The 10,500-nt window shown below is 74.2% G+C and carries 10 protein-coding genes and 1 pseudogene; 6 read left to right on the top strand and 5 right to left on the bottom strand.

The annotated features are described in order from the left end of the window. Nucleotides 1–465 (top strand): annotated as a pseudogene (locus ACWDR0_RS33580) (VCBS repeat-containing protein); the annotation flags it as partial. Nucleotides 466–525: 60 nt separating this feature from the next. On the opposite strand, the gene ACWDR0_RS33575 reads toward ACWDR0_RS33580, so the two are convergent. After that, complete coding sequence (locus tag ACWDR0_RS33575) at nt 526–2,073, bottom strand: glycoside hydrolase family 6 protein (protein WP_456355615.1); 1,548 nt, start codon at nt 2,071–2,073, stop codon at nt 526–528. Nucleotides 2,074–2,320: 247 nt separating this feature from the next. Next, a complete protein-coding gene (locus ACWDR0_RS33570; protein WP_456355614.1) occupies nt 2,321–3,250 on the bottom strand; it encodes a hypothetical protein in 930 nt (309 codons plus the stop codon). 473 nt (nt 3,251–3,723) lie between these two features. On the opposite strand from ACWDR0_RS33570, the gene ACWDR0_RS33565 reads away from it, so the two are divergent. Further along, a complete protein-coding gene (locus ACWDR0_RS33565; RefSeq protein WP_456355613.1) occupies nt 3,724–4,713 on the top strand; it encodes an alpha/beta fold hydrolase in 990 nt (329 codons plus the stop codon). A 109-nt stretch (nt 4,714–4,822) separates the two neighbouring features. Here the strand turns inward: ACWDR0_RS33565 and ACWDR0_RS33560 are convergent, their stop codons facing one another. Then, nucleotides 4,823–5,254 (bottom strand): nuclear transport factor 2 family protein, encoded by a 432-nt coding sequence (locus ACWDR0_RS33560; protein WP_456355612.1) that lies wholly within the window; start codon nt 5,252–5,254, stop codon nt 4,823–4,825. A 191-nt stretch (nt 5,255–5,445) separates the two neighbouring features. On the opposite strand from ACWDR0_RS33560, the gene ACWDR0_RS33555 reads away from it, so the two are divergent. Next, a complete protein-coding gene (locus tag ACWDR0_RS33555) occupies nt 5,446–6,078 on the top strand; it encodes a class I SAM-dependent methyltransferase (protein ID WP_456355611.1) in 633 nt (210 codons plus the stop codon). A gap of 18 nt (nt 6,079–6,096) precedes the next feature. Here ACWDR0_RS33555 and ACWDR0_RS33550 read toward each other — a convergent pair whose 3' ends face one another. Beyond that, nucleotides 6,097–6,771 carry a hypothetical protein gene (locus tag ACWDR0_RS33550; RefSeq protein ID WP_456355610.1) on the bottom strand — a complete coding sequence of 225 codons (675 nt, stop codon included), beginning with the start codon at nt 6,769–6,771 and terminating at the stop codon, nt 6,097–6,099. A gap of 220 nt (nt 6,772–6,991) precedes the next feature. Between ACWDR0_RS33550 and ACWDR0_RS33545 the strand changes: the two genes are divergently transcribed. Together ACWDR0_RS33545 and ACWDR0_RS33540 are read left to right on the top strand one after the other, a co-directional pair. After that, the gene (locus tag ACWDR0_RS33545) at nt 6,992–7,333 is read left to right on the top strand and encodes a PadR family transcriptional regulator (protein WP_456355609.1); all 342 of its coding nucleotides are present in this window, start codon (nt 6,992–6,994) and stop codon (nt 7,331–7,333) included. After that, nucleotides 7,330–8,196: a hypothetical protein gene (locus tag ACWDR0_RS33540; RefSeq protein ID WP_456355608.1), complete on the top strand. Its 867-nt coding sequence runs from the start codon at nt 7,330–7,332 to the stop codon at nt 8,194–8,196. Before ACWDR0_RS33545 ends, ACWDR0_RS33540 begins: the two co-directional genes overlap by 4 nt. Nucleotides 8,197–8,348: 152 nt before the next feature. Here the strand turns inward: ACWDR0_RS33540 and ACWDR0_RS33535 are convergent, their stop codons facing one another. After that, entirely contained in the window at nt 8,349–8,594 is a 246-nt protein-coding gene (locus ACWDR0_RS33535; protein ID WP_456355607.1) for a hypothetical protein, read from the bottom strand. Nucleotides 8,595–8,917: 323 nt separating this feature from the next. On the opposite strand from ACWDR0_RS33535, the gene ACWDR0_RS33530 reads away from it, so the two are divergent. Further along, a partial coding sequence (locus tag ACWDR0_RS33530) for an ABC-F family ATP-binding cassette domain-containing protein (RefSeq protein WP_456355606.1) occupies nt 8,918–10,500 on the top strand: 1,583 nt, incomplete at its 3' end.

Below are 10,500 nucleotides of genomic sequence, written 5' to 3'. Positions count from 1 at the left end.
GCGGGTGACGCCCTGTGGGTGTTCACCGGCTACACCGGCGCCGCCTTCGACACCGCCATCCAGCTCTCCGCCACCGCCTGGACCAACCGCGACCTGGTCTCCCTCGGCGACCACGACAAGGACGGCGCCGTCGACATGGTCTGGCGCGACTTCAATACCGCCCGTCTGCTGCTGCGGCACGGCAAGCCCGCGACCGGCGGCGGTACAGACCTGATATCGCTGGCCAGCGCGGTCAACTCCAAGAACGGTGTCGACGCCCAGTACGGCACCTCCTGGAACACCACCAACATCCCCCTGATGACCGGCACCCCCGACATCAACAACGACGGCATCCCCGAAATCTGGGCCATCACCGGAGCCGCCGACAACGGCGTCGTCCGCTTCTACCCCGGCGGCGCCACCCACCACGGCACACCCACCGTCGTGCTCACCACGGACTGGCGTACCAAGAAACGACTCGGCTGAAGCACCCAATGCCCAAGCCCGTTCCGCCGCCCCACCGCATTGCGGTGGGGCGGCGGCCCGTCATGTGCCGTCGATCAGCCGCAGTGCCAGCTCGGGCGAGAAATGCCCGGCCTTGGGGACCCCCGCTTCACAGCGGGGGTCCTCCTCGTACCGTCCGTCGGAGTCGCCGGGGTTCTTGACCCACAGGTAGTACGCGGCACCCCCGGCGCCGCCCTCGCGAGAGGTCAGCCCCAGGGTCCGGCCCCGGGGATTGCAGAAGTCACCCGGCGCGGGCGGCTGGACCGTGCCGTTGCGGCCGGTGTCCACCACCCAGGTGGTGGTGATGCCGAGCGTCTGGAGGGCCCGCGCGGCCAGCCGGTTCCCGTAGTCGTCGGAGGCGGCGTTCGTCTGGAAGTTGGCCACGTTGATCGCGACCCCGTCGGCGAGTGCCAGCCCGGACCGGCCCAGCATCTCCACCATCTCGGCCAGCCCCATCGGGCCGGTGTCGTCCAGCTGTTCCCCGAGGATCCACCGGGCGTTGCCCGCGTCGATGTACGTCCTCACCAGCGCGCCCTGGCCGTCCAGCTGCCCGGTGGCGTAGGTGAGCATGTCGAAGCGGGCCGTGCGCTGGGTTTCGGTCAGACAGGGAGTGCCGTCGTGCCGCCGGTAGTCCCGGTCCGCCTGGGCGACCGCGTCCGGTTCGAGGACGACGATCGCGGGGCGCCCCGCGATCCCGCGGCTGAAGGCCGCCATCCAGTTCTTGTACGCCTGCGAGGTCGCCGGAACCGACGGGTCGGCGGACGCGCCGCCGCAGTCGCGGCCGGGAATGTTGTACGCCACCAGCGTCGGGATCTGTCCCGCGTCCGCCGCGGCCCCGACATAGCTGCTCACGGCCGCTTCCACCGCGGCGTCGGTCGCCCCGGACCAGTTGCCGAACCACTTCACGGTCGTGTGGTCGGCGATCCTGGATTGGATCTCGGCCTTCCGCGGATGTCCGGTGGTGTCGCCGTCCACCCAGCGCCGAGCGGTGGAGTTGGGGTCGGTGTAGAAGCCCTCGCGCGGTGTCGATGTCGTGAGGGAGACATTGTCGAAGGTGAAGCCGGTCTCCGCGGTCTGGCCACCGACCTGGAAGGTGACCTGACCCGTCGGTGTCGATACGGAGGAGCGGAAGGTCCACTGGTGGCGTACGGACCCGGGGCCGAGCGTCACCGTCCGGTTCAGCGGGGCGGTGAACGCCCCGCTGTTCTCCTGGACAGTCACCCGGACGTCCGCCGCCCGGGACGCGGAGGCGTCGAACGACAGGGTGTAGAGGGCTCCGGCCCGCAGCCGGACGTTGTTACGCCCCACCATCGCGTCCCACACGCGTGGTTTGTCGGTGCCGACGGACGTGGTGAGCGCGCCCGGACCGAAGCCGGTGGCCCGGCCGGTGGACGACCACCAGAGCCCGGCCGCAGGCGGCGTGGTGAAGGTGCCTTCGGGCGTCAGTTCCCCGTACGTCCCGGCCGGTACGGCCGACACCCCGGGCGGGGGTGGGGGAGTGGATGCCGCCCCGGCGGGCGCGGCGGAGAGGGCCGGCGGGATGGCGAGCAGCGGCACGGCCGCTGCGTACAGCATGGTTCGTATGGTCACGTGCGGTCGGATTCCTTCGTCCAGCGCCGGGGACGGGACCGGCTGCCCGTCGGCGCGTGGGCCCGGACCGCGGTGACGTCCCGTCCGCCGCCCCCGTCCGCCACCGCCCCCGCGTGCCGTGGCCGCCGGGATGCGCCGGCCACGGACTTCGATGATCGCACGGAGGGAGGCTCGCCGATCCGGTGATATCCGTCCGTGCAGAGCCCGTTGGCCGGCCCCGGGCCCCGCCCGCTTCCCCGGCCTCTTCTCAGGCCGCGGGGCCGGGACGGCACAGCCCGTCCCGACGGATCCAGCCGCCGAGGTTCTCGTCGTCGGTGCCCAGCACCGTACCCGGTACCTCGCCCGGGACACAGGCCACCGCTTCGGCCTTGTGGCCGCCGAACACCCCGAGCCGCAGCGGCCGGGCCCGCTGCTCCAGCCCCGGTTCGCCGTCGGCGAGGAGCACCACCCGGCCGAGGTCGTACACCGCACTGCGGAACGGGCCGTCGTCCCCCGGGTCGGATGCGGCCGTGGTGATCAGCCGTCCGGCGGCCGTTACCTCGGCGTCGCTGATATGCCGCACCTGCTCAGCCGGATAGGGGACCGATACGGTGGCCGAGCGCCGCGGCCCGAAGGCGAGCCGCGCCCAGTCCAGCCGGGCCAGCCTCACCACCCCGGGGTCGCCGTCCTGCCCCCGGTGCGTCCACACCGCCACCAGCCGGCCCGCCCGGCGGGCCAGCGCGAAGCCCTCGTAGTTCTCCCCGGCGACCGCGTCCGGCACCGTGAACTCCCGCAGCGCCCGCACCGAACCCGGCGAGAGCCGCAGATGGTATCCGCGGCCCGAACTCTCCAGCGCGACGAACTCCCCGGGCCGCCCCGGTACTTCGGACAGCGCCTCCAGATCGACCGGGAGCCGGGTCCCCAGCCAGCGCAGCACCCGGACCTCTGGAGGCCCGCCCGGCCGGACCCGGATCCGGGAGACCCGGGGCTCGCCCGTCCGCTTGTTGTCGTGCACGGCCAGCAGATCGGCCGTGCCGCCCGCCTCGTCCGCGACCGCGATACCGCTGATGCCCGAGGTGATGCCCGGGCCCGTGGACAGCCAGCTGTCCCCGGCCGACGCGGGGGCGGCGGGAGCCGCGCAGACCAGAGCGGCGACGGCGGCGACGGCCGCCCGGGCCGGGGTACGGAGACGTCTCATGACCGCACGCTAGGACGGCCCGCCGGGGTGCCGGCCGTGACCGGACCGCCGCCGTCCTCCGGACGGCCCCGCCGCGTCACCCGGCCGCTGCCGGGCCGGCCCGGACCCTCGTACGGGCGGCGCAATCACGCCACCGCCGCCCGCCGGGTCCGCCGCGGGGGCGTACGGTACCGGCGGAGCGTCCGGCCCCGGCCGGGCGGCGGTACCCCGGACCCGTGCACGGTGGCCGCCGGCCCGGCACGGACCTCCCGCGGTCCCGGCGGCGCCCCGCCGGGAACCCGCGGGCCCGCGGTGGCCCGCCGCCGCGGCCGGAGAGGCACGCCGGATCGCCGGAACGCCGTGGCACACGCCGCAGCACGAGAACGTCGGAACACGAGAACACCGCAGCACGAGAACGTCGGAACACGAGAACGTCGGAACGGAAACGACGGCATTTCGGAACGGCCGGGCGGCCGGGTCCCGGAGGGGGACGGATGACACGGCGGACGGCGGAGTTCACCCACCGGCTGGTGCCCTCGCCGGGCGGCCGCAGCCACCTCGTGGAACACGGCACCGGCCCGCTGGTGCTCCTCCTCCACGGCTTCCCCGAATGCTGGTACTCGTGGCGGCACCAGCTGCCCGCGCTGGCGGCCGCGGGTTACCGGGCGGTGGCCGTCGACGTCCGCGGCTACGGGCGTTCCTCGCGCCCCGCCGACCCGGCGGCGTACCGGATGGTGGAGCTGGTCGCGGACGCCGTGGCCGTGGTCCGGGCGCTGGGGGAGGAGTCCGCGGCGGTCGTGGGCCACGACTGGGGCTCGGCGATCGCGGCGAACTGCGCGCTCCTGGAGCCGGACGTCTTCCGCGCGGTGGGGCTGCTGAGCGTGCCCTACGTCCCGCGGGGCGGGCCCCGGCCCGGGGAGGTGTTCGCCGCCATGGGCGAGAGCGCGGGCGAGGAGTTCTACGTCACCCGCTTCCAGGAGCCCGGCCGTGCCGAGGCGGAGATCGAACCCGATGTACGGGGCTGGCTGGCCGGCTTCTACGCCGCTCTGTCCGCCGACACCATGCCGCCGCCGGGCGCCCCCGACCCGCTGTTCGTCCCCCCGGGCCGCACTCTGCGGGAGCGGTTCCCGGACAGCGGGCCGCCGCACTGGCTCGGCGCGGAGGACCTCGACGTCTACACGGGGGAGTTCGAGCGCACCGGCTTCACCGGCGCGCTGAACCGCTACCGCTGCATGGACCGGGACTGGGAGGACCTGGCGCCTTTCGACGGCGCCCCCGTCACCCGGCCCGCCCTCTACATCGGGGGAGCCCGGGACTCCTCCATGGCCTGGCTGGCGGCCGCGATCGACGCCCTGCCCGCCGTGCTCCCGGGCCTGGTCGCCTCCCACCTCCTGCCGGACTGCGGCCACTGGGTCCAGCAGGAGGCGCCGGACCGGGTGAACCGGCTCCTCACCGACTGGCTGGGGGCCCTGCCTCCCGGCTGACCGCCCGGAATCCGTGCCGGATCCTGCCGTACGGGCCTGCCGGAGGGCAGCGGCAAAGGGCCCGGCCGGGATCCGGCCGGGCCCTTTGCCGCACGGTACGCCCGGGACATCAGCGCAGGTTGTCGCCCCAGCCGCCCTGGATCATCGTCTGGAACGCCCACTTCCCGCCCCGCTTGACGAGGATGTCGGCGTACCGCAGCTGCTGGGTGGCGCCGTTCGCCGTCATGGTCGAGTCGGTGAAGACCACGGCCATGGCCGCGCTGAGGAAGACCGGCGTGCGGACCGAGTCGAAGGTGATGTCCTCGGAGCCGTCTCCCATCACATGGGTCATGGTCTCGACGAACTGCTGCCGGTTCCACTGGGCCGAGGCGGCCTCGCCCGCGGCGTCGTCACTGACCAGGTTGAGGGGGAAGACCGCCTGGTCGGCCATGGCCTCGACATCGCGCCGTGCGGCGGCGGCGTCGTACCCGGCGAACCACTCCTCGATCCCGGCGAGGTCCTCTGCGGTCGGGGTGTATCCGGCGTCGGGCAGCTGGGCCACGTGATCTCCTCTGGTGTGCTGTACGGAACTCTGACACGGCCCGAACCTGGGCTGTTCAAACTTGACTACACGAACTGTACTGCCCGATCGCCGTCTAGTCAAACTTGAATACGGTGATAGGTTCCGCCGGGTCGCACCCCGTCGCACCCCGTCCGGGTTTCGCCCCCCGCCCCCGTGGGGACGGGGGCCGTATGACCGTCACTCCCGAATCCGACCCCGCCGTGGTCTTCGACGCGATCGGCGCCGCCTACGAGGACGCCTTCGCCGGCTCGCCCGCCCGCCGCGCCTCCCTCGACCGGCTGCTGGCCCATCTCGCACCCGGCAGCCGGATCCTCGACGCCGGCTGCGGCACGGGCCGGCCCACGGCATCCACCCTGGCCGCCGCCGGGCACCGGGTCCTCGGGGTCGACGTCTCACCCGTGATGGTCGCCCTCGCCGCCGAGCGGGTGCCCGGCGCCGAGTTCCGCCACGAGGACCTCCGGGAACTCCCGCTGGAGGAGGGCGACTTCGACGCCGTCTGTGCCTACTTCTCCCTGCTCCAGATGGGCCGCGCGGAGCAGGCCCGGACGCTCCGGAACCTCGTCGGGGCCCTGGCCCCCGGCGGCCTGTTCGCCGTCGGTACCGTCCCGCTCGACGTGGAGGACCTCGACGCCGTCTTCATGGGCCGGCCGATCCGGGTCACCAGCTTCGCCGCCGAACCGTTCAAGGACCTCCTCACCGGTGCGGGACTGACCGTCCTCTGGGAGCATCACGGCCACTACACCCCCCGCATCCCCGGCGCCGCGCCCGAGGCGGAGCTGTTCCTCCTCTGCCGCCGCGGCTGACCGGCCGGGCGGCGGACGTCAGCCGCCCGCGGGGACCGGCCCGGGCGCCGGCCCGTCGCGGAGGAGGCGCTGCCCGTCGCGCAGGGCGGCCTCGGCCGTGCGGCCCCTGACCCGGCCCTCCGCGTCGAGCAGTTCCGGCCGCAGGAGTTCGCCGGACGTGCTCCGCCAGGCAGCCTGCCCGCCCCCTTCGGTGAAGTAGGCCGGTTCGCCCGCCAGGACCGCCCGGGGCGGGCCGGCCGACAGCAGACGGAAGTCCTCCGTGAGGACGACGACCTCCGCCCGGATCTCCCCGAGGACGGTGAGGCATCCGCCGTCGTTCCCGACGGAGCCCAGGAGGGCACCCTCCACGGTCAGATTCCCGCGCACGACCACGGACGGGTTCCCGCGCAGAATCACCCGGCGGGCCCTCAGGTCACCGGTCACGACCAGGAAACTGCCGTACCCCTCGTCGACCCACTCCAGGTCGCCGTCGACCACGAGATCGCCGTCGACGACGACATTGGCACGGCAGAAGCCGTCCTCGTCCGTCGTGGACGTGAAAGTGCCGCCGGTCCGCAGACCGGCCCGGTACAGCCGGGTCTCCTGCTCATCGTCGTACTCCTGATACGGGTAACCGACGTGGTCGGACAGGCCGAAGCGGGCTTCGGCGTCCTGGGCGGTGAGCGTCTCGAACCGGTCCGTCGTGTCCGTCATGCGCCGCAGAGTAGCCCCCGCCACCGACATCGCCCCCGATACCGCGGACGGCCGGACTCCGCCCGGCCGCACGCTCGTTGCCACCCGCCACCCGCCACCCGCCACCCGCCACCCGCCACCCGCCACCCGCCACCCGCCACCCGCCACCCGCCACCCGCCACCCGCCGCGCACCCCGCCCGCTGTTTGCCGGTATGCCGGTGACCGGCATATGTTCACGGGATGAGCGAGCGGGCGATGCAGGAACCGACGCTGCTGGTCCTCACCGCCCTGGCGGACCGGCCGCGCCACGGCTACGCGATCATCCAGGAGGTCTCCGTCATCAGCGACGGCCGCGTCCGGCTCCGGACCGGCACGCTGTACGGCGCCCTGGAACGGCTGCTGGCCCAGGGGCTGATCGAGATCGACCGCGAGGAGACCGTGGACGGCAGGCTGCGCCGCACCTACGGCCTGGCGGAGCCCGGCCGCGCCGCCCTGGCGGCGGAGGCCGCCCGGCTGACCGCCACCGCGAGCGAGGCGGTCCGCCGCCTGGGCCGCTCCCGCCGGCGGGAGGCCACCGCGTGATCACCCGGATCGTACGGCTCTACCCGCCCCGCTTCCGGGCCGCCTACGGCGACGAAGTGGCAGCCGTCTACCGGGAGCTGACCGCGGGCGCGGGCCGTACCGAACGCCTTCGCGAGGCCGGCGGTATCGCGGCGCACGCCCTGCGGCTCCGCCTGGGCCTCGGCTCCGTACAGCGCGCGGGACGCCTGTGCGCCCTGGCCGCGCCCCTCGTTCTGGTCGCCGCGGCCGCGGAAGCCGCCCGGGGGCTGGCCCGGACGGCCGCCTACGTCACGGCCATGCGTGCCGAGGGGCGCGTACCGCACTTCTTCCCCGGCAGCGAGGCCGAGGCCGCGGCCTGCGCGGCTCTGCTGGCCGCCGCCGTCGTGGCGCTCGGCGGCCGGTGGGCGGCCGGCCGGTTCTGGGCGGCCGCCGCCCAGACGGCGTACACGGTCACCGTCCTCGTCTACGGACACGGCAACCCGGCCGTCACCGCGGCGACCGGCGCCCTGGTCGTCACCGTCCTGCTGGCCTGCCCGCCGGACGAACACCCCGACCCGCGCGAACGGCTCCTCGCGGGCTCCGCCGGGGCCGTGATCGCGCTCCCGCTCACCGCCCTTACCCTGGGCGGGCTGCCGTTCACCACGGACTACGGCCTCTGGCCCTTCCTGGTCCTCGCCCTCACCGGCGCCCTGCTCGGACTGCACCGCGGCCGCCCGGCAGCCGCCCTGGCGGCCGCCGCCGTGGCAGCCGTCCCGTTCCTGGACGACTCCTTCGGCTGGTACCCGCCCGCCCTGCCCGGATTCGCCCCCGCGCTCGCCCTCCTGGCGATCACCGGCACGGCCACCCACCTCGCCGCCCGCACCCTCCGCCGGACCCGCCGCTGACCGTCCCGGTGCGGAAGGGGGCGGCGGGCCGCGGAATCCGCGGCCGGGCCGCCCCGGGGCGCCAACGGTCGGAAGGACCACGGGGCCACCGACCGCTCATCCCGGCCGGCCGGGGCAGGTGCTCCCGGACCAGGAAACGGAACCGCCCCCCGTCAGCCGCTCTCCTCCGGCCGGGCCGTCCCCCGCCGCTCGTACCGCTTCCCCGCGAACCCGACGGCGAACACCGCGGCCATCAGCAGCCCCGCCACCACCGGGCCGAGGGGCCAGTCGACCACCGTGCCCAGCGTCAGCAGAACGGCGACGAGGGCCATCAGCCCCCAGGGACGCATCAGCCACCGGTCGGCGGCGAGCGCCACCCGCAGTACGGCACCCGGCGCACGCTCCGGAACCTCGGTCATCTTCCCGCTCCTCTCAGGCGGGAGCGGCCGTCAGCGCCTGACCGAGCCCTCCCCCCCGGCGCGCCATTGTGCCGCCCCCGGCCGCACGCCCCTGATCCGGCCCCCCGCCCGGAGAAAATCACCGGCCCGCCCCCGCCCTCCTCTGATAGCGTGCGGCACGTCCATGACCGTGCTACGAGGAGCGGCAGTGTCCACAGGAGACGACGACATCTCCGGGTGATACCCGGATCGAAGAGGCCGTCGGTGCGGTGCCCCCGGGCAGCCGCCGGAGCGGCCCGTCAGCCGTCCCCTGCCCGCCTCACGCACCCCGAGGTCCCTTCACCATGTCCGACGCCTCCGTCGTCTGCACCGGCCTGTCCTTCTCCTGGCCCGACGAAACGCCCGTCTTCACCGATCTGTCCTTCGCCATGGGCTCCGGCCGTACCGGCCTCGTCGCCCCCAACGGCTCCGGAAAGACCACCCTGCTCAAACTGATCGCCGGAGAGCTGCACCCCACCGGCGGCACCCTCACCGTCTCCGGAACCCTCGGCCACCTGCCGCAGTCCCTGCCCCTGACGGCCGGACTCACCGTCGCCGAGGTCCTCGGCATCGACGCGGTCGTCCACGCCCTGAACGCGGTCGAATCCGGCGATGTAGCGGAGGAACACTTCACCGCCATCGGCGACGACTGGGACATCGAGGAACGCACCCGCGCCCACCTGGACCGCCTCGGCCTCCCCGGACTCGCCCTCGACCGCACCATCGGCACCCTCAGCGGCGGCCAGGCCGTCTGCCTCGGCATCGCCGCCCAACTGCTGCGGAACCCCGACGTCCTGCTCCTCGACGAACCCACCAACAACCTCGACCTGGACGCCCGCCACCGGCTGTACGACGTCCTGGACGGCTTCGGCAACTGTCTGCTCCTGGTCAGCCACGACCGGGCCCTCCTCGACCGGATGGACACCATCGCCGAACTCGGTCCCGGCGAACTCAGGCTGTACGGCGGCTCCTTCACCGCCTACGAGGAGGCGGTGAGCGCCGAACGGGAGACGGCCGAGAAGAACATCCGCAACGCCGAGGCCGAGCTGAAACGGGAGAAGCGCGAACTCCAGCAGGCCAGGGAGCGCGCCGAACGCCGCGCGAGCAACGCCGCCCGGAACCTGAAGAGCGCCGGACTGCCCCGGATCTTCGCCGGAAACATGAAGCGCGGCGCCCAGGAAGCCGCGGGCCGCGCCGGCCGGATGCATGCCGACCGGGTCACCGAGGCCCGCTTCCGGCTCGACGAAGCGGGCCGGGCCCTCCGCGACGACGAGCGCATCACGGTCGACCTGCCGGAGACCGACGTCCCCGCGGGCCGCACCCTCTTCCACGGCGAACGGCTCCGGGCCCGGCCCGCCGGCCGCGAGCTCTTCGGCGGCGACGGGGCCGGCCTCACCATCCGCGGCCCGGAACGCATCGCCCTGACCGGACCCAACGGCGCGGGGAAGACCACGCTCCTCCGGATCATCGGCGGCGGACTCGCGCCCGACAGCGGTCCGGTGCGCCGTGCCGACGGGCGGATCGCCCGGCTCTCCCAGCGCCTGGACCTCCTCGACCCCGACCGCACCGTCGCCGAGAACTTCGCCGACGCCGCACCCCACCGCACCCACGCCGAACGGATGAACCTGCTCGCACGGTTCCTCTTCCGCGGCAGCCGCGCCCATCTCCCGGCCGGCGTCCTGTCCGGCGGAGAGCGCCTGCGCGCCACCCTCGCCTGCGTCCTGTGCGCCGAACCCGCCCCGCAGCTCCTGCTCCTCGACGAGCCGACGAACAACCTGGACCTGGTCAGTGTCGGCCAGCTGGAGAGCGCACTGGCCTCCTACCGGGGCGCGTTCGCGGACCTCGGCGAGGACCCGGATGGCGAGGTATTTGGGGTATTCGCGCAGAC

The organism is Streptomyces sp. NPDC003691 (assembly GCF_053981115.1).
The sequence above is the reverse complement of the archived record's forward strand: the minus strand, read 5'-3'. Positions and strand labels throughout refer to the sequence as shown.

Excerpts from the sequence above, each read along its gene's own strand:
- ACWDR0_RS33570 (WP_456355614.1), bottom strand. The coding sequence starts at position 3,250 with ATGAGACGTCTCCGTACCCCGGCCCGGGCGGCCGTCGCCGCCGTCGCC.
- ACWDR0_RS33565 (WP_456355613.1), top strand. The coding sequence starts at position 3,724 with ATGACACGGCGGACGGCGGAGTTCACCCACCGGCTGGTGCCCTCGCCG.
- ACWDR0_RS33555 (WP_456355611.1), top strand. The coding sequence starts at position 5,446 with ATGACCGTCACTCCCGAATCCGACCCCGCCGTGGTCTTCGACGCGATC.
- ACWDR0_RS33550 (WP_456355610.1), bottom strand. The coding sequence starts at position 6,771 with ATGACGGACACGACGGACCGGTTCGAGACGCTCACCGCCCAGGACGCC.
- ACWDR0_RS33545 (WP_456355609.1), top strand. The coding sequence starts at position 6,992 with ATGAGCGAGCGGGCGATGCAGGAACCGACGCTGCTGGTCCTCACCGCC.
- ACWDR0_RS33535 (WP_456355607.1), bottom strand. The coding sequence starts at position 8,594 with ATGACCGAGGTTCCGGAGCGTGCGCCGGGTGCCGTACTGCGGGTGGCG.